The 18530-nt window shown below is 63.9% G+C and carries 16 protein-coding genes and 1 pseudogene; 6 read left to right on the top strand and 11 right to left on the bottom strand.

Going from position 1 to position 18530, the window contains the following annotated elements; genetic code table 11:
• Together HALZIN_RS0110745 and HALZIN_RS0110750 are read right to left on the bottom strand one after the other, a co-directional pair.
• On the bottom strand, positions 1 to 1368 hold the full coding sequence (locus HALZIN_RS0110745) for an HlyD family type I secretion periplasmic adaptor subunit (protein ID WP_031384220.1): 1368 nt from the start codon (positions 1366 to 1368) through the stop codon (positions 1 to 3).
• Between the two features lies 1 nt (position 1369).
• A complete protein-coding gene (locus HALZIN_RS0110750; protein ID WP_031384221.1) occupies positions 1370 to 3154 on the bottom strand; it encodes a type I secretion system permease/ATPase in 1785 nt (594 codons plus the stop codon).
• 708 nt (positions 3155 to 3862) lie between these two features.
• Here HALZIN_RS0110750 and HALZIN_RS17125 point away from each other — a divergent pair.
• Together HALZIN_RS17125 and HALZIN_RS17540 are read left to right on the top strand one after the other, a co-directional pair.
• Entirely contained in the window at positions 3863 to 5905 is a 2043-nt protein-coding gene (locus tag HALZIN_RS17125) for a DUF4214 domain-containing protein (RefSeq protein ID WP_084173516.1), read from the top strand.
• 156 nt (positions 5906 to 6061) lie between these two features.
• Positions 6062 to 6977 (top strand): annotated as a pseudogene (locus HALZIN_RS17540) (IS4 family transposase).
• 239 nt (positions 6978 to 7216) lie between these two features.
• On the opposite strand, the gene cysQ reads toward HALZIN_RS17540, so the two are convergent.
• From cysQ to HALZIN_RS0110815, 8 genes are all read right to left on the bottom strand, one after another.
• The gene (cysQ, locus tag HALZIN_RS0110775; RefSeq protein WP_031384223.1) at positions 7217 to 8068 is read right to left on the bottom strand and encodes a 3'(2'),5'-bisphosphate nucleotidase CysQ; all 852 of its coding nucleotides are present in this window, start codon (positions 8066 to 8068) and stop codon (positions 7217 to 7219) included.
• A 229-nt stretch (positions 8069 to 8297) separates the two neighbouring features.
• Complete coding sequence (locus tag HALZIN_RS0110780) at positions 8298 to 8702, bottom strand: nucleotidyltransferase substrate binding protein (RefSeq protein ID WP_031384224.1); 405 nt, start codon at positions 8700 to 8702, stop codon at positions 8298 to 8300.
• Positions 8703 to 8885: 183 nt separating this feature from the next.
• Entirely contained in the window at positions 8886 to 10148 is a 1263-nt protein-coding gene (gene glyA, locus HALZIN_RS0110785) for a serine hydroxymethyltransferase (RefSeq protein ID WP_031384225.1), read from the bottom strand.
• A gap of 336 nt (positions 10149 to 10484) precedes the next feature.
• On the bottom strand, positions 10485 to 10952 hold the full coding sequence (locus HALZIN_RS0110790; protein WP_031384226.1) for an REP-associated tyrosine transposase: 468 nt from the start codon (positions 10950 to 10952) through the stop codon (positions 10485 to 10487).
• A 276-nt stretch (positions 10953 to 11228) separates the two neighbouring features.
• Complete coding sequence (locus HALZIN_RS0110800) at positions 11229 to 11552, bottom strand: type II toxin-antitoxin system PemK/MazF family toxin (protein ID WP_201448192.1); 324 nt, start codon at positions 11550 to 11552, stop codon at positions 11229 to 11231.
• Complete coding sequence (locus HALZIN_RS16870; RefSeq protein ID WP_031384228.1) at positions 11549 to 11785, bottom strand: AbrB/MazE/SpoVT family DNA-binding domain-containing protein; 237 nt, start codon at positions 11783 to 11785, stop codon at positions 11549 to 11551. Before HALZIN_RS16870 ends, HALZIN_RS0110800 begins: the two co-directional genes overlap by 4 nt.
• Positions 11786 to 11860: 75 nt before the next feature.
• Positions 11861 to 14407, bottom strand: a complete 2547-nt coding sequence (locus tag HALZIN_RS0110810) for an ABC transporter permease (protein WP_031384229.1) — start codon at positions 14405 to 14407, stop codon at positions 11861 to 11863.
• Positions 14404 to 15132: an ABC transporter ATP-binding protein gene (locus tag HALZIN_RS0110815; protein WP_031384230.1), complete on the bottom strand. Its 729-nt coding sequence runs from the start codon at positions 15130 to 15132 to the stop codon at positions 14404 to 14406. Before HALZIN_RS0110815 ends, HALZIN_RS0110810 begins: the two co-directional genes overlap by 4 nt.
• On the opposite strand from HALZIN_RS0110815, the gene HALZIN_RS0110820 reads away from it, so the two are divergent.
• Genes HALZIN_RS0110820 through HALZIN_RS0110830 form a run of 3 tightly spaced genes read left to right on the top strand, consistent with a single transcriptional unit; the run spans position 15131 to position 16502 of the window.
• Positions 15131 to 15853: an arylesterase gene (locus tag HALZIN_RS0110820; protein WP_031384231.1), complete on the top strand. Its 723-nt coding sequence runs from the start codon at positions 15131 to 15133 to the stop codon at positions 15851 to 15853. The two genes, HALZIN_RS0110815 and HALZIN_RS0110820, sit on opposite strands and share 2 nt — an antisense overlap.
• A 41-nt stretch (positions 15854 to 15894) precedes the next feature.
• Entirely contained in the window at positions 15895 to 16158 is a 264-nt protein-coding gene (locus HALZIN_RS0110825) for a type II toxin-antitoxin system Phd/YefM family antitoxin (protein WP_031384232.1), read from the top strand.
• On the top strand, positions 16155 to 16502 hold the full coding sequence (locus HALZIN_RS0110830) for a type II toxin-antitoxin system RelE/ParE family toxin (protein ID WP_031384233.1): 348 nt from the start codon (positions 16155 to 16157) through the stop codon (positions 16500 to 16502). Before HALZIN_RS0110825 ends, HALZIN_RS0110830 begins: the two co-directional genes overlap by 4 nt.
• On the opposite strand, the gene HALZIN_RS0110835 is transcribed toward HALZIN_RS0110830, so the two are convergent.
• Positions 16499 to 17389: a DMT family transporter gene (locus HALZIN_RS0110835; RefSeq protein ID WP_031384234.1), complete on the bottom strand. Its 891-nt coding sequence runs from the start codon at positions 17387 to 17389 to the stop codon at positions 16499 to 16501. The two genes, HALZIN_RS0110830 and HALZIN_RS0110835, sit on opposite strands and share 4 nt — an antisense overlap.
• A 111-nt stretch (positions 17390 to 17500) precedes the next feature.
• Here HALZIN_RS0110835 and HALZIN_RS0110840 point away from each other — a divergent pair, with 111 nt between their 5' ends.
• Entirely contained in the window at positions 17501 to 18493 is a 993-nt protein-coding gene (locus HALZIN_RS0110840; RefSeq protein ID WP_035575309.1) for a zinc transporter ZntB, read from the top strand.
• Positions 18494 to 18530: the final 37 nt, after the last annotated feature.

Consider the following 18530-nt stretch of genomic DNA (forward strand, 5'->3'; position numbering starts at 1 on the left):
TCACTCCTCCCGCATGGCGCGAGCCAGCATGTCGGTGATCGGCTTGGTCATGTAGCTGGCGAACGTCCGTTCGCCGGTGCGAATCAGCACTTCGGCGGGCATGCCGGCGAGCAACTGCATGTTCTCGGTCATCTCGCGCTTGCCTTCCTCGGTGACCTTGACGCGCGCCTTGTAGTATTTGGCCCCGGTGGCTTCGTCCTCGAAGGAGTCGGCGCTGACGTTGATGACTTCGCCATCGATGACGTTGGACAGCCGCTGATTGAAGGCGCTGAAGCGGATTTCGGCGTACTGGCCGGGATAGATGTTGTCGATATCGCGATCGGGAACGCGCGCCTCGACGACGAAGTTATCGCCGGACGGGACGATTTCCATGATCGGATCGCCGGGCTTGATCACCGCGCCGACGGTATGCACTTTCAAGCCGACCACGGTGCCGGTCACCGGGGCGGTGACGGTGGTGCGCTTGACCTGATCGCTGAGCGCGGTGATGCGCTCCTCGGCATCGGCAATGTTGGCCTGGGCCTCGCGCAGTTGCTCGCCGATCTCTTTCTGGAACTCCTGGATCTTGACCTGCTTCTGGACCTTGTTCTCGCTGATCTGCGACTTGAGCTCGGCGATCTTGGAGCGACTCTGGGCGATCTCGCCCTGGTACTGCATGACCTGACGTTCCAGCTCGCGCAGGCGCTGGTTGTCGCCCAGCCCCTCCTTGAACAGCGCGCGGTAGTCCTGGGCCTCTGCCTGCAGCGAGGCCACGCGCTGCTGGTTGACCTCGATCATGCCCTGCAGGCCGTCGATCTGCTCGCGCATCTGGGCCATCTGCTCGTCGAGCGCGCTGAGCGTCCCCTCGAGTGCGCCGCGACGGGCCTGGAACAGGGCGCGCTGAACGGCCAGCACATCCTTGACGCGCTGGGCGTCGCTCGCGAGCAGTTCATCGGGAAAGGTCAGCGAATCGGCACCCTTCTGCTCGGCGAGCAGGCGAATCTCGGCGGCGCGATTGATCAGGTACTGGGAGCGCGATATCTCGAGCTGCGAACGCGCCTGGGTATTGTCGATCACCAGCAGGGTATCGCCGGCTTCGACATGGTCGCCGTCTTCAACGTTGATCTTCTCGACGATCCCGCCTTCCAGGTGCTGGATGGTCTTCTTGAACGATTCGACCGATACCGCGCCGGGGGCCACCACCGATACCGCCAGGTCGGCGGTCGCCGCCCAACCGCCGAAGCCGCCGAAGGCGACCAGCAGGATCGCCAGGCCCAGCCAGCGATAGCGCTTGTCGCTGGTGGGTAGCGAACTGGCCGGCGCCGACTCGCCCGAGCTCAACTGCCGAGGCGGCGTAATATCGATACTGCGGGAATTGTCGCCTGCCATGCTACTCGTACTCCCCAGGTTGCGGCTTGTCGGAATTGCTCGCCCCTTGCACGGCGGTCAGCCGGCCGGTGCTTGAACGCCCCAGCGCGGCGTTGCTCCTTTGCGCCGGCGTCTTGGCAAACTGGGCCAGCACCTGATCACGCGGGCCGAACATGCTGACCTGGCCCTCCTTGAGCACCAGCAGCTTGTCGACATGCTTGAGTACGCTATTGCGATGACTGATCACGAACAGCGTGACGCCTTCGGCCTTGAGCTGCTTGATCGATTCGCCCAACGCGCGCTCGCCGCTGTCGTCAAGATTCGAGTTGGGTTCGTCGAGCACCACCAGCACCGGGTCGCCATACAACGCGCGGGCAAGCCCGACGCGCTGGCGCTGGCCGCCGGACAGCGCGCCACTGGCGGCATTGATATAGGTGTCGTAGCCGTTGGGCAGCTGCAGGATCATCTCGTGCACCCCGGCCTTCCGGGCGGCGGCGACGACCTTACCGGCATCGACCTCGCCGAAGCGGGCGATGTTTTCGCTGATGGTGCCGTCGAACAGCTCGATGTCCTGGGGCAGATAACCGATATGCGGGCCGAGTTCGTCGCGGTTCCACTGGACGATATCGGCGCCGTCGAGGCGCACGGTGCCGACCTGCGAGGGCCAGATGCCCAGCAGTACCCGTGCCAGGGTCGACTTGCCGGCAGCGCTGGGGCCGATGATGCCGATATGCTCGCCCTTGCCGACCGTGAAGTTGATACCGCGAATCGTCGCCATGCGCACCCCCGGCGGCGCGGCGGCGACGGTCTCGATGGCGATGTCGCCACGCGGCGCGGGCAGCGACATGCGGCGCTGTTCGTCGGGAATCTGATCAAGCAGTTCGTTGAGGCGGTAATAGGCGCTGCGCGAACTGACGAAGCCCTTCCAGCTGCCGATCATCTGATCGATCGGCGCCAGGGCCCGTCCCATCAGGATCGAGCCGGCGATCATCATGCCCGGCGTCATCTCGCCCTTGAGCACCAAGAATGCACCCAGGCCGAGAATCAGCGACTGGAACAGCATGCGCAGCACCTTGGAGGCGTTGGTCAGCGCGCCCGCGCGATCGCTGGCCTGCGACTGCTTGGAGAGGAATTCGTGATGCTTGCCGGCCCAGCGCCCCATTATGCCCGGCAGCATGCCCATGGCGTACAGCACCTCGGAGTTGCGCAGATTGCTGTTGGCCAGATCCTGGGCCTTGATGTGGTCGTTATTGGCCTCGGCCAGCAGCGTCTTGGTGGCCTTTTCATTGACGATCGCCAGAACCAGCAGGACGATACCCGCTACAGTGGCAAACACGCCCAGCCAAGGGTGAAAGAGATAGAGAACCGCCAGGTAGATCGGCACCCAGGGCGCATCGAAGAAGGCGAACAGCCCGTTGCCGGTGAGGAACTGGCGCAGGTTGGTCAAATCGCTCAGCGGCTGCGCGGTCTGCTTGCCCTGGGTCAGCACACTGCGCCGGAACATTGCGCTGTAAAGGCGCTCGTTGACCAGCTTGTCCAACCGGTTGCCGACGCGAATCAGGATCCGCGAGCGCACCAGCTCCAGTCCACCCATGACCATGAACAGGAACACCACCACCAAGGTCAGCATGAACAGGGTTTCTTCGCTGCGCGAGCTGATCACCCGGTCGTAGACCTGCAGCATGTACAAGGGGGGCACCAGCATCAACAAGTTGATGAACATGCTGTAAAACCCCACCGAAAAGAAAGACCCGCGGCACACTTTCAAGGCGCGCTGCAGATCGGTGGCTGCTTTCTGGGTGGCCATGCAATCGCTCGCTATTGGACGAAGAAACAGGATGAGGAACAGGGTATTGCGTCGGCAGGCGCCCAGGCCCGGACCGACCGAGCGCCAAGGATATCAGATTCTCGTCGATATCATGAGAGGAGAGGACCATGGAATAGAACGTGGCATCGCTTGGCGAGGCCTCGATTAGGCACTTACCTGGAGGAGGGCCACCTGGTCCTCGACAATAACGCCACCGAGAATGCCATCCGCCTCCGACGCCAGTGCCATGCTCTACACACTGGTGGAAACGGCCAAGGCCAAGGCCTGGATCCCCATGCCTACCTGACCTACATCTTCGAACACCTGCCACGCGCCAAGACACCGGATGCGGTGCGATCGCTCCTTCCGCAGCAGCTTACAATGGCGGATGTCACGCCTTTGCCGCAATCCTGCCGATCACCGGACGCATACGAGCTACCCGCAATGAGTGAGAGACGACCTTTCGAGAGTGAACGGGCCTTGTAATGATCCCGATAGCGGCCTTGAAATGCTTTTAGTCGGTTGGGTCGTAAAAAATTTCCAGATGGCTGAAACCAAACCATCCCTTCGCACGTATGCCCTGAGAGGCTTGAGGAACTGGCCAACTCGCCTACGCTGAGGGTGGGCCAGGCTCAGCCCGATCCAGTACTGGTGAGCGCCATTCGCTACCGGTGCTGAAATGCTCAAGGACAGCAAAGAGGTACAACCATGGCTACACAAGCTGCTGAGAATTTCGTTCAAACCATGTACGTCGCCTATTACGGTCGCCCGGCGGATCCCGACGGTCTCGCCTATTGGGCGAACAGGGTCGACGATGAGGGAAATGAAAGCATCGTTGACGCCTTCGGCAATTCCATGGAGTTCACGACCCGTTTCGGGTCGCAATCGCCCCAGGATATGGTCGACAACCTCTACCAACAGTTGTTCAACCGTGAAGCCGAACCGGAAGGCCTGCAGTATTGGGTCGACCAACTTCAGTCCGGACAACGCTCACTGGCCGACATTTCGGTGGCGATTACTGAGGCGGCCCAGGGCGATGACATGGTGGCCCGTGACGCCAAGGTGAGCGCCGCGAGTGACTTTACCGACGCCCTCGACACGCCGGCCGAAATGGCGGCTTATCAAGGCGCCGATGCCGTGATGGTGGGGCGCGACTACCTGGACCCGGTAACCGATCCGTCATCGGCTGCCGCCGCCGACCCACAATCGGCGATTGCGAACCTGAATCCGGTGGATGGCAACGTGACACCGCTGACCGCGGCTGCCGATACCCTGGGTGGTACGGCCGACCGCGATCTGTTCATGGCACCACTGGATGACAATGGCGCCAATACGCTGACCAGTGACGACACGCTCAATGGCTTGGGGGGCGATGATACGCTGAGGGCGACACTGAGCGGGCCGGGCACCGCGGCACCGGAATTGAACAGCGTTGAAAACGTCCAGGTCGGGTTTGCCGGGGAGCCGGGTGCCACACTCGACTTGAGTAATGCGAGTGGTGTGGCGTCCGTTGGCGTGACGGGCAGTAGCTCACCCGGGTTCGTCACCAACCTGGGCGGGATCTCGTCGTTCAGGGTCGCCAACCAGAGCACCACGGTCGGGTTCGAGAGCGTGGCTGCTTCCGCGTTTACCTTGGCGCTGTCCAATGTGGCGGCACAAGCCGATGGCGATCTGGCCGTGGTCGACTTCGATGATATCCAAACCAGCGATATCACGATCGACGCGAACAACTCCACGGCAGCGCTCGGGCTTGCCAACATCCAACGTGATGAGGCGGGCAACCAGGTTGCCGACAACAGCACGCTTCAAACGCTGACCGTCAACGCAACGGGTAACAACACCCTGGGTATTACCGGGACCGGCAATACGACGACCCTCAATGTGACGGGCGAAGGCAACGTCAATTTGGTTACGGGTGCCGTCGATGGCGCGACCTCGGTCAGCCCCGTGGATGGACTGAATCTAGAAACGGAATTCAACCCCGGAGCTTTCGACGCGCTGGAGACGGTCAACGCCGGCGATGCCCAGGGCAACATCTCGCTGACGGCAGGTGCGGCGTTGACGTCCGCTGACCTGGGTAGTGGCGACGATAGCCTGGCCATTGCCGATAGCGATGACGCAGCCAACGCCGGGGCGACCGTCAATGCCGGGGCCGGCAACGACACGGTGCGCGGGGGTAGAGGCGACGACACCCTCAATGGCGATGCGGGCGACGATCTGCTGGTCGGTGGTGATGGTGCTGACAGTCTCGATGGCGGCGACGGTAACGATATCTTTGGCGGCCTCGCCGGCAACGATACCTTGACCGGGGGCTTGGGCAGCGACGAGTTTCATTTCGATGCCGGCGTGGGGGTGGACACGATCACTGATTTCGATGTCAACGACGACGTGATCTCCTTCCTCGACACTGAAGACGGCGCCATCCAGTTCGCCAACTCGAGCACCGATGACGTCCGCGGGGACAGCGACTTGGCTGCCGGCGACTTCCAGATGCGTACGTCGCTGGCCAATACCACCACGGCCGATGATCAGAAGGTCGTATCGCTCGATGAGTCGATGACCGCTGATCAGCTGATGACGAGCGCTGGCGCCGCCGCCGAGTTCTACCTGGTCGCCAATAACTCGGATTCGGGTAATGCCGAGATCTACTATGACCAGGATTGGTCCGATAGCGCGGGGCGTGAACAAATCGCCACCTTGACCGGCACGGACAGCAACGATCTATCGGCAGCTAACTTCGACGTGTATTGAGCAATGACGATGGCCCTGCTTGAAGGGTCTTTCGCTTTGCATTTGGCAAGCCGTTCCTCAACCTAGGGGTAATGCCAGTCAGTTAAGTCTATTCTCAAAAAGCTGATGATGAGGATGAGATCGTCCCGTGTCAGATCCACTGACACGGGACGATCCATGCACTTCAGCGACGCCATCGATGCCATCGCCAAGGTGGCACCCGACGACTTCTCCAGCCTCTCCGAGGTTCTCTCGCCCGAACTGATCGACACCTGTCTTGAGCAAGCCGGCGTGGCCACACTGCGCAAGCGTCGCCTGCCGCTGGACATGGTGGTCTGGGCCGTGGTCGGGATGGCGATGTTCCGCCACATTCCCATGGGGCAGATCGTCAACCACCTCGACATCCTGCTGCCCGGCAAGCGCCCCTTCGTCGCGCCCAGCGCCGTGGTTCAGGCGCGCCAACGGTTGGGGGTCGAGCCCGTCAAGCGCGTCTTCGCGCAGACCCAGGCCCTGTGGCATCGGCAGACCCCTCACCCTCACTGGTGCGGGCTGACGCTGCTGGGCGTCGATGGCGTGGTCTGGCGCACCCCCGATTCCCCGGAGAACCAGGCGGCGTTTGCCCGCACGCGCAATGCCCAGGGGGACGCGAGCTACCCGCAGGTGCGCATGGTGTGTCAGATGGAGCTGACCAGCCACCTGACCTGTTGACGGGCTCGGCCTTCGACAGTGTGGCGACAAGTGAAATGGAGCTGACGCCCGAGCTCATCGCCAGCACCCCGGAGATGGTGCGCCAGGAGCTCTGGGGCACCTTGCTGGCCTACAACCTGATCCGCTTCCAGATGGCGCGCATGGCCTATAGCCTGAAGGGCGTTCACCCGAATCAGCTCAGCTTCCACCAGGCCGCCCACTGGCTCATCAAGGAGCTGACGATACTGCCTTGGGTATCGCCGGGCGAGCGCCCGGCGTGATTCAGTCGATGCTGGACATGGCACCGGCCTTCGTTCTACCAGAACGACGCGAACGATCGTATCCCCGATCGGTCAGGCCCAGACCACAGAAGTACCCCACCACAAGAAATGCCAGTCAGCGCTAACTGACTGGCATTACAACCTAGGGGCGGTTTTTTATGGTGCGCCAGGTATGGCGCTGTTCTAGTACAGGTGGTGCTGGCGGGATGACTTGGAGTACAGGGTCGACAAGCGAAGGGAGCTGGGACATGGGAGCGAGTCTCAAATGCCCCAGCTATAGCGCTTCAGGCTACATTGAGCAAATGCGATTCATTCCGGGTGTACGATTACCCTGTCCCGCCATGCTAAATCAGACTGACCTTCATCAGCAATTGTTAACATCTCCTAGACTTAGGCACAGCGCTCGTTCCCAGCGCTCGTCGCGTTGGCTGCAGGCGATGAAGAACGGGTTGAGCACGCTGTCGTGCTGGTTGCAGCGCAGCGGCTCGAGCGTTTCGACGTCGAGCACCTCACCGCCGGCGGCGGTGGCCACGGCCTGGGCGGCGGCGGTGTCCCATTCGCAGGTGGGCGCGAGCCGTGGGTAGAGATCCGCTTTGCCCTCGGCGACCAGGCAGAGCTTGAGCGAGCTGCCCATGGAAACGCGCTCGTTGGCGGGCAGGTGGCGACAGAAAGCCTCGAATTCAGCGCCGCCGTGGGAGCGGCTGCCGACGACCTTCCAGACGGCCTGCGCGGGGTCGGGCAGGCGGCGCACCTGAATCGCGCACGGCGCTTCATCGCCCTGCTGTTTCCAGGCGCCCTCGCCCACTTGCCCCAACCAGGTGGTACCGCCTTCGCCAACCACCGGGGCGTGCACGACGCCGAACACCGGCACGCCCGACTCGATCAACGCCACGTTGAGGGTGAACTCGCCGCTTTTCTTGATGAATTCCTTGGTGCCGTCCAGCGGGTCGATCAGCCAGTAGCGCGCCCATGACCGGCGCGTGGCGTAGGGGATCTCACCGGATTCCTCGGAGAGAATCGGCACGCCGGGCGTCAGCGTCTCGAGCAATTTCACCAGGGCATGGTGCGAGGCCATGTCGGCTTCGGTCAGCGGGCTGTCGTCGCTTTTGGTTTCCACCTCGAAGTCACGGCGGTAGATGGCCAGCACCGTCTCGCCGACTTCGCGGATGCCCTCGACGAGGCGCTTGCGTATGGCGGTGGTTATGAAATCGGTCAATGAGACTCCTTAGAACAGCTACGGGCTTCGAGCGCCAGGTTCGGGGCGCTGTGAAGAGCGGCTTCGAGCGCCAGGTTCGGGGCGCTGTGAAGAGCGGCTACGGGCTAGACAAAAATAATGCACCAACACTTTCATCTTGCAACTTCCAGCCCGAAGCTCGTTACTGGCGCGCAGCACTCGGCCAAGGCTCGGCGAATGGCCTCGCTCGTGGTCTCTGATAGCCCCAACATCAGCGATATTGCTCCATCATCTCCCGAAACTGCTTCAACGCCGGACAATAGCGTTCGACGATCTTCTGGAACTCGGTTTCCAGGATGCTGCGGCGGTAGGCATACACTGTGTGATTGCGGGTTTCTATCATGTCCATCCATACCTGACCATCTTGCAGCAGGCCGATGTTGAAGGCATGGCGGGCCGCGCTGCGCGATCCAGTCACGTTCTGGATACCTTCATGCTCGAGGTAATCCTTCATGACCTTCCAGGCGAGTTCGTGCGTGAACTCGAAGCGCTGGATGACACCCTCCTTGATGATATCCAGTTCCGTATCGCCATATGCTTCGACAGCCTGCTCCAGCTGTGATAACGCGTTGAGATAGTTGGAAAATCGCTGTTGCCAGCGGATATCGTCCGCCATCACCATCCCCTTTGTGGTTTGCCACGGCGCGCCTGGCGCTCGCTACTGCCTATCCTTCACGATTCTACGCACCACCCGGCAAAGGGACTATTGTCAGGCCAGCAGACGAAAAGGCCATGCCCCTTGCGGGGACATGGCCCGAGCCTTGGTGACGCCGCATGCAGCGTCAAGCCTTCACGTCACTCAGCGATACACCGGCAGGCGCGCGCAGACCGCTTCGACCTTGGCCTTGATCTTGCTCTCGGCGACGTTGGAGTCGCCCTCGCCCATGGCGTCGAGAATGTCGCAGATCCAGCCGGCCAGATCGCGGCACTCGCTCTCGCCGAAGCCGCGGGTGGTGACCGCCGGGGTACCGATGCGCAGCCCGGAGGTGACGAACGGGCTCTGTGGATCGCCGGGCACGGCGTTCTTGTTGACGGTGATATGCGCGCGGCCCAGCGCGGCGTCGGCGTCCTTGCCGGTCAGGCCCTGCTTGACCAGCGAGAGCAGGAACAGATGATCTTCGGTACCGCCGGAGACCACGTCGAAGCCGCGTTCGAGGAACACCCCGGCCATCGCCTTGGCGTTGGCGACCACCTGCTGCTGGTAGGCCTTGAATTCGGGCTCCATGGCCTCCTTGAAGCACACCGCCTTGGCGGCAATGACGTGCATCAAGGGGCCACCCTGGCCGCCCGGGAACACCGCCGACTGCAGCTTCTTCTCGATCTCGGCGTTGCCCTCGGCGGACAGGATCAAGCCGCCACGCGGGCCGCGCAGGGTCTTGTGGGTGGTGGTGGTGACCACATGGGCGTGGGGCAGCGGGCTCGGGTAGACACCGGCGGCGACCAGCCCGGCGATGTGCGCCATGTCGACCAGCAGGAATGCGCCCACCTCGTCGGCGATCGCGCGGAACTTCGCCCAATCGATGATCTGCGAATAGGCCGAGAAGCCGGCGATGATCATCTTCGGCTGGTGCTCGCGGGCCAGGCGCGCGACCTGGTCGTAGTCGATCAGGCCGTTCTCGCCCAGGCCGTACTGCACGGCGTGATAGTGCTTGCCCGAGAAGTTGGGCTTGGCGCCGTGGGTCAGGTGGCCGCCGGCGTCGAGGCTCATGCCCAGCACCGTGTCGCCGGGCTTGACCAGCGCCTGGAAGACCGCGCCGTTGGCCTGCGAGCCGGAGTGCGGCTGGACGTTGGCGTAGGTGGCGTTGAACAGCTGCCTGGCGTAGTCGATGGCCAGTTGCTCGACCACGTCGACGTGCTCGCAGCCGCCGTAATAGCGCTTGCCGGGATAGCCTTCCGCGTACTTGTTGGTCAGCTGCGTGCCCTGAGCCTGCATGACGCGCGGGCTGGCGTAGTTCTCGGAGGCGATCAGCTCGATGTGCGCTTCCTGGCGGGCGACCTCGTTGCGCATCGCATCCCACAGCGCGTCGTCGAATCCGGCAACCTGCATATCACGGGTGAACATCGGCGATAATCCTCGGCTCAAAGCGAAAAAATCAGCCGCCATGATACCCCAGCGCCCCGGGCCTTTCACATGAAAGCCGGTCACGCCGACCCGAGAATTTCTCACCTTGGGTTTAGCCAAACTGAAGGCTTGGGGCTGGCAGAGGCAGGATTTGGAAGGAGGCGCTGGGCTGGCCCGATTGCCTGGGGTCCTTGTGGGAGGGAACTTGTTCCCGATTGGCTTCGGCTATCCCCATCGCGAATAAATTCGCGTCCACGAAACCCAGACGTGGATGGCCCACTGGAGCATGGAGCTGGGGATTTTTGTGGGAGGGAACTTGTTCCCGATGGGATAGGCTCACAGCCATATAGCATCCCAGTGAGGATAGAGACCGATATTCTCGACCAGTCCTGCGCGCAGTGGGTTGGCCACGATATAGCGAGCTATTGCCTGCCAATCCTCTTCCGCTCGGCTCAAGTGATCATGATAGCCCTCTTCCCAAACCGCACCCTGTCGGGCCAAGTACCGGTTGATAGCCTGCGCCGAGCGTCCCTTGAAACGTTTCACGACTTGGCTCAGGGGTGGACCGTCACTCAAAGTGAAAAGCCAGTGAACATGATCCGGCATGATAACGAAACATAGCGAGCCCACCCACTGATCGTCATGCAGGTCCTTCATCGAATGGATGGTTAGCCTGGCCAACCACCAATCGGTAAATAAGGATTGGCGTTGATGGGTGCAGGTCGTTATGTGATAGGCATGGCCCGTTACCGAACGCCGGCCCGCCCGCAAAGCTTTGTAACCTGGCCTGTTGTTCTGGGGCATTTTGAGTACAAACTGGTGCTTGGAGCTGCCTCGATAGGACTAACCTACCCCATCGCGAATACATTCGCTCCCACGAAACCCGGGGCGTGGGTAGCTATTGGAACATGAGGATGGAGATTCCTGTGGACCGAACGAATCTGAAACCGGGCCTGCTGGAGACATTAGAGCGTCTCGAGCTCCTCGATGAGTCGCTGGGAGACGTCGACGACGGCTTGCTGCCACTCGACGACGTCGAACTATGAGTGCGGCTGGCCACCTTGGACACCCATGTCCTCGCTACTCGAACATTTCCAGTAGCAGTGGATGCCATAACGCCTTGTCGATCTCGCCCAGCCGACCCAGCAGGCGGGTTTTATCGATACAGCGCACCTGGTCCAGCAGAATGCGGGCTCGCTTGCCCTGAAAGGTCAGTTCGGGCCGACAACCCAGTGGCTGGCCCTTGCTGGTGATGGGCGCCACGATGACACGCGGCAAGGCTGCGTTCATGTCATCGGGCGAGACGACCAGCGCGGGCCGGGTCTTGCGTATCTCGCTGCCCAGGGTCGGGTCCAGGTTCACCCAGAAGACATCGCCGCGCCGGATCGATGTTGGCCGTTTCACCATTCCCAATCGTCACTGTCGGTATCGGGGGGCAATCCCTGCCAGGCGTCGGTATCTCGCTGTTCCTGATAGTCGTCGAACCATCCCTGACGGGCCGGCTTTATCGGCTCTATGACGATGCGTCCGTTTTCCTGGTGCAGCTCGATCTCGCCATCGATACCGCACTCATCGAGCAGTAGCGCGGGAATCAGCACGCCGCGTGAATTGCCGATCTTGCGCAATGTCGTTCTCATGGTTTCTCCTGGTCGAACCGAGTAATAACTATGTTATTACTTTACAGACGGTTTCGCCAACGCCATTAGCTTGAATCACGCCTCGCCCAGCAGCCCCAGGCTGGCCATCGGAGTCTGTCGGCGTACACCGCGCGACAGCAGATGACCGATTACTCCGATCAGCAGCGCCCCGCCCAGCGGCAGTACCAGCCACAGCGTGAGGTGCAGGCGCGGCGCCAGGTCCAGCCAGCCGACATACACCCCGGCCGCGGCGAGCTCGGCGAGCAGCGCGCCCATCAGCCCGCTGGTCAGCCCCAGCAAGGCAAATTCGACGCCCTGAATGCGCGAGATCAGCCGGTCGCCGGCGCCGAATACCCGCAGCAGGCCGCTTTCGTGGGTGCGCAGCGAGTGACTGGCGGTGAGCGCGGCGTATAGCACGCTGATCCCGGCCAGCAGCACGAATATCAATACCAGTTCCACGGCGCGGGTGACCTGTGCCAGCAATTCGCGAACCCGTTCGAGAATGGCATCGACGTTGAGCAGCGACACGCCGGGGTAGGCTTCGACCACGCGTCTCAGCAGGTCGCGGTTCTCGCTGGCATCGAGCTTGAAGGCGGTGATGTAGCTGTGGCCGTAGCGCTCGAGCACCCCGGGCGGGAAGATCACGAAGAAATTGGGCCGGAAGCTGTCCCAGTCGAGATCGCGCAGGCTGGTGATCTCGCCGGTGACCCGGTCACTGCCGATGGTGAAACTCAGGGTGTCGCCGAGCCCCACGCCGAGCCGTTCGGCCAGGCCGTTCTCGACCGAGATCGGCACCGGCCGTTCACTATCACCGCCCACCGGCTCGCCGCTGTCGTCAGCGAACCACTCGCCGGCGACCACGCGGTTGCCCTCGGGGACGTCGGCCCGCCAGGTCAGGTTGAGCTCGCGTTGCAGGGCGTTGTCGCCGCGATTCTCTTCAGGCACCGCCTCGCGGGGTTGGTCGCCGTTGATCGCGGTGAGCCGGCCACGCACCATCGGATACAGTGCGGTGCGCGCATCCACCGCGCCATCGAGCAGTTGGACGAAGCCGTCGCGCTCGCCGGGCTGGATGTTGATGGCGAAGTAGTTGGGGGTGTCCGTGGGCAGTTGCGCCTGCCAGGCGCTCAGCAGATCGCCGCGTACCAGGGTGATGATCGCCATCGCCGCGAAGGTCACGGCGAAGGCCAGCAGTTGACCGAGACTCGCCTGGCGGCGCCGCGCCAGCTGGCGAGCGCCGAGCCGCAGCGCCTGGGCGAAACTGCCACTGGCGACGCTAGAACGCCCGGCCAGCCGCAGCACCAGGCCGAGCAGCAGCCCGCCCAGCCCCCACAGCAGCGCCAGCGCGATGAGCCCGCCGACCAGCAGCCCCGCAGAGAGCGCAAGATCGCCGGAATACAGCCACAGCAGCGCGCCGAACACCAGGCTGGCCACCGCCACCACCAGCCACGCCGAGGCGGGCAGCGGGTCGAGTTCGCGGCGCAGCACCTTGAGCGCGCTGACCCGCTTGAGCCGCAGCAGGGTCGGCCCGGCGAAGCCCACCAGCACCGCCAGCGCGGTGAGTATGCCCATCAATAGCGGCAGCAAGCCCGGCGGCGGCAGCTCCATTGGCAGGAACTGTGCGAGCAGCGCCAGCAAGCCCGCCTGCCCGGCCAGCCCCAGCAGCGCGCCGAGCGCCGAGGCGCTGAGCGCCAGCCACAGCAATTGCCAGGCGAACAGGCTCGACAGCTGCGACTGGGTGGCGCCGAAGCAGCGCAGCAGCGCAGCGGTATCCAGGTGGCGGTCGACATAGCGGCGGGTGGCCATCGCCACGGCGACCCCGGCGAGCAGTACCGCGGCCAGCCCCGCCAGGCTCAGGTATTTCTCGGCGCGCTCCAGTGCACTGCCCAGCTGCGGACGATCGTCGCGCACGTCCTCGACATCGACGCCCTCGCCGGCGAGACGCTCGAGCAGCGCGTCGACGCCGGCCACCGCCTCGGGCGGGCCCTTGGCCAGCAGTTCGTACTCGATGCGCGAGCCGGGACGCACCAGTCCGGTGGCATCGAGATCGGCAATGCGCATCATCAGTCGCGGGTTGAAGCTGGAAAAGCCCGCCGACTGGTCCGGTTCGCGCTCGATCAGCCCGCTGACCGTGAGCTCGGCCTGACCGACCTGCACGCTGTCGCCGACGCCCACGCCGAGCAGCTGGGCGAGGCGCGGCGCGATCCACACCGAGCCCGGCTCGGGCCCCCGGGGCAACTGGCTGATCTGGCCGTCTCCGAGGTCGACGCGGACTTCGCCGTAGAGCGGATAGGCCGCGTCGATCACCTTGAGACTGGCCAGCTGGAAGGCCTCGCCACGGCTGATCATCGAGACCATGTCGACCTGGTCGGCGAGCGTCAGCCCGGCGTCGCGCAGCGTCTGGTAGAGCGACTCGTCGAACGGCTGGCCCTGTTCGAGCTTGATGTCGCCGCCCATCAGCTGGCCGGCCTGGCGGGTCAGGCCGCGATCCAGGCGGTCGAGAAAGAAGCCGATCATCGTCGACGCGGCCACCGCCAGCGCCAGGGCGATGAACAGCGCCCGTACGTCGCTGGCGCGCAGGTCGCGGCGCAGCCCCTTGAGCGAGAGTCCGAGCATGCCGTTCATGCCTCGACCTCGTCGCGATCCAGCGCCACCAGCCGCCCCGCGTCGAGACGCAGGCAGCGCCCGCAGCGCCGCGCCAGGTGATGATCGTGGGTGACCAGCACCAGCGTGGTGCCGGCCTCGCGGTTGAGCGTGAACAGCAGGTCGATGACGGTCCGCCCGGTCTCGCGATCGAGATTGCCGGTGGGTTCGTCGGCGAACACCAGCTCGGGCCGGGTGACGAAGGCCCGCGCCACAGCGACGCGCTGCTGCTCGCCGCCGGACAGCTGCTTGGGCAGATGGTCGAGACGCTCGCCGAGCCCGACCCGTTGTAGCCATTCACGCCCGCGCGCGGCGGGATCGCCATCGGATGCGAGTTCCAGCGGCAGCAGCACGTTTTCCAGCGCGGTCAGCGTCGGCAGCAGCTGGAAATTCTGGAACACGAAGCCGACCCGCCCGGCACGCAGCCGCGCCCGACCGTCCTCGTCGAGCGCCGGCAGCGACTCGCCGAACAGCTCGAGACTCCCCGCGCTGGGCACGTCGAGCCCGGCCAGCAGGCCCAGCAGGGTCGACTTGCCGGAGCCCGAGCTGCCCAGGATCGCCACGCTCTCGCCGGCCGTCACGCCGATGTCGAGCCGGTCGAGGATGGTCAACCGGCGCTCGCCGCTGTCGACATGCTTGCTGAGCCCCCGGGCCTGTAGAATGGGTACCGAGGACACCGATGATTCACGCGCTTGGGAGTTGGACATGATGCAGACGTTCCCTGTGGTTGGGCAATCTATAGTTGGGCGAGGCTTGGTTGGGCGATGGTCCGACCACAATGGTAAACGTACCTGGCTGGCGGCGCTGTTGTTATGGCTGCTGTTGGCGGCCTGGGCCGGGCCGGCCATGGCGGCGCCCAAGCTGCTGGTGATGGGCGACAGCCTGAGCGCGGCCTACGGCATCGAGCGCGAGTCGGGCTGGGTGCAGCTGCTCGACGAGCGGCTCGCCGACGAAATCGAGGTGATCAACGCCAGCATCAGCGGCGAAACCACCTCGGGCGGCGCCACGCGACTGCCCGAACTTCTGCGACAGTATCGGCCCGACATCGTTCTGCTCGAGCTCGGCGGCAACGACGGCCTGCGCGGCCTGCCGCCGCCGCAAATGCGCGCCAACCTGGCGGACATGATCGAGACCAGCCAGCAGGCCGGCGCCGAAGTGCTGCTGCTGGGCATTCGCATTCCGCCCAACTACGGGCAAGCCTACGCCGATGCCTTCAGTCGGGTCTACCGCACCCTCGCCGAGCGCTACGACGTGCCGCTGGTGCCGTTCATCCTAAAGGGCATCGCGCTCGACGACTCGCTGATGCAGGACGACGGCATCCACCCCACCGCCGAGGCGCAGCCCCTGGTCCTCGACAACATCTGGCCGGCGCTGGAGAAGCTGCTGCCCGAGCAGGCCATCGCCGAGGCCACATTGCCTAAAGACTAAAAAAAGACCAAGATAAGACCACTCAACTGGAGAAGCGAGCCATGCGTGTCGAAACCATCAGCTACCTGAAGAAAAACGCCGCCACTCTGGATGTGCAAGAACCACTGGTGATCACCCAGAAGGGCAAGCCGACCTATGTGGTCGAATCCTACGCCGCCCATGAGCGCCGGGAGCAAGCCATTGCCCTGCTCAAGCTGCTGAGTCTGGGCGAAAAGAGCCGCGCGGAAGGCAAGACCATGAGCGCCGAGGAATTCATGGCGAAGCTGGAAGCTCGCCACGAAGCCGACAGAGGCGAGTCGATGTGAACTCGCCTGTCGAGATCACCTTCGAGCAAACCGCAGATGCGACGCTCGAGGCCTGTGAGCACTTTCTGATCGACAAGCTGGAGATGCCGATCGATCAGGCCCAGGCGCTTTCCCTGCGATTGCTCTCAAGCACGTTGGAGCGGCTGTCGCAAAGACCCGGCACCTATCGTATCTGTCGCATCGCCCTGGAAATGGGCGTCGACCATTATCGCGAGCTGCTGGTCGACGACTATCGGGTCATCTATCGCTTCTGGCCCGAGGAAAACCAGGTCTCCATCTACCTCTTTGCCCACCAGCGCCAGGACTTCAAGCAGTTGCTGTTCGAGTATCAATTGCTGCGTTAAGGCTCTGAAACCGGCAGCGGGGCCTTCTGCAACTGCTGCAGACCCAGCCCGGCGAGGATCAGCACCAGGCCGATCAGCGTCGAGGCCAGGATCGGCTCGCCGACGATGAAGTGCAGCAGCAGCAACGACACCGGCGGCGAGAGGAAGATCAGGTTGGAGACCTTGGCGGTGCGCGAGACCTGATGCACCGCCATCTGCCACAGCACGAAGGCGAAGCCCATCTCGAACAGCCCGACGTAGACGCCCGCGCCGAGGCTCGCCCAGCCGTGCCAGTTGAACCCCGGGCCGAAGGCGACGATGGCGGTCAGCACCGGCAGGCCGACGCTGAAGTTCTGCCATTGAGCCACCAGCGGCTGGCGATGATCGCGGGTGTTGAGCAGCCAGTAGAGCGCCCACAGCAGCGTCGAGAGCAGCGCCATCGCCACCCCCAGCGGGTCGGCGAAGGCCACGTCGAGCACCTGCCCGCGGGTGGCGATGGTCCACACCCCGGCGTAGGCGATCAGCCCCGCGAGCACATCGAAACGGGTCAGTCGCTGGCCGAGAATCGGCACGGCGAGGAACGCCATCGCCAGCGCCCAGGTGTAATTGAGCGCCATTGCCTCCTGCCCGGGCAGCCGGTCGTAGGCAGCAAACAGCGTCAGGTAATACGCCACCGGGTTCATCAGCCCGGCCCATAAAGCCGTCCGCCAGCCATGGCGCAGGGCGCTGGCCAGTTGCCCGCGGCGCACCACCAGCACGCCGATCAGCAACCACGAAACCAGCGCGGCAAGCCACATCAGCTCGGCCGGCGTCATGCCGGCCAGCGCCAGCTTGAAGGCGGTGGCCACCGTCGACCACAGCCCCACCGCCCCGACGCCGCAAAGCATCGCCCGTTGATCGCGCGTCATCTCGTTCCCCCGCTTCCACGCCTGGCGCGGCTTCCATTAGGATGAGGCGAACAGCCTAGCCGGGCCGCCGAGCGCTGGCGAGTCCGGGGCGCCGCCCACAAGGAACCGTTCATGCCGAGTCAATTGCCGACAGCCGTCGAAAGCGCCTTCGTCACCGCCTACCGTCTCGATGGCCGCGGGGGCGGCGTAGAGCTCGATAACGAGGCCCTGCACCGCGCCTGGGACAGCGACAATGCCCCGCTGTGGCTGCACCTGGATTTCCGCCACGACGACGTCACCGACTACCTGGGGTCGCTGGCCGGGCTCGAGGAGGCGGTAATCGAGGCGCTGCTCGAAGCGGATACCCGGCCCCGGGTCGCGCGCTTCGGGCGTGGCGTGGTGACCACCCTGCGCGGTATCAACTTCAACCCGGGCGCGGCCCCCGACGACCTGATCTCGCTGCGCGTGTGGATGACCCCCAAGCGGCTGATCACCCTGCGTCGACGCACCCTGCATGCGGTCAACGTGGTCCGCGAGCGCATCGATGCCGGCGAAGGCGCGCTGTCGGTTCCCGACCTGGTCGCCTGGCTGGCCGAGACGCTGGTCGACCAGGTCGGTGATGTCACCCATCAGCTCGAGGAGCGCATGGCCGAGCTCGAGGACGCCCAGCTCGCCGCCCGCGGCAACCTCAACGCCGACGAGCTGACCCGCATCCGCCGGCCGCTGATCACCCTGCGGCGTTTCATGGGCCCGCAGCGCGACTGCCTGTCGCAGCTCGCCCAGGGCCCGCTGTGGCTGGACGACGAAAGCAAGGTGTCGATTCGCGAGAGCGCCAATCAGCTGTCGCGCTACGTCGAGGACTTCAACGCCATGCAGGAGCGCGCGCTGATTCTTCAGGAGCAGCTGTGGAGCGAACACAACGAACAGCTCAATCAGCGCATGTACATGCTGGCCATCGTCACCACGGTATTTCTGCCGCTGAGCTTTCTGACCGGGCTGCTGGGCGTCAACGTCGGCGGCATTCCCGGCGCCGACAGCCCGCTCGGTTTCACGGTGTTCGTCGTCATCACCGTGGCGATAGGCATCGCCGTGATGGCGCTGCTCAAGCGCAAGCATTGGTGGTGAATTGCAGTGACGAGCTACGGGCAGCGAGCTGCGGGTT

It is taken from the genome of Halomonas zincidurans B6, assembly GCF_000731955.1.
Classification (GTDB): Bacteria; Pseudomonadota; Gammaproteobacteria; order Pseudomonadales; family Halomonadaceae; genus Modicisalibacter; species Modicisalibacter zincidurans.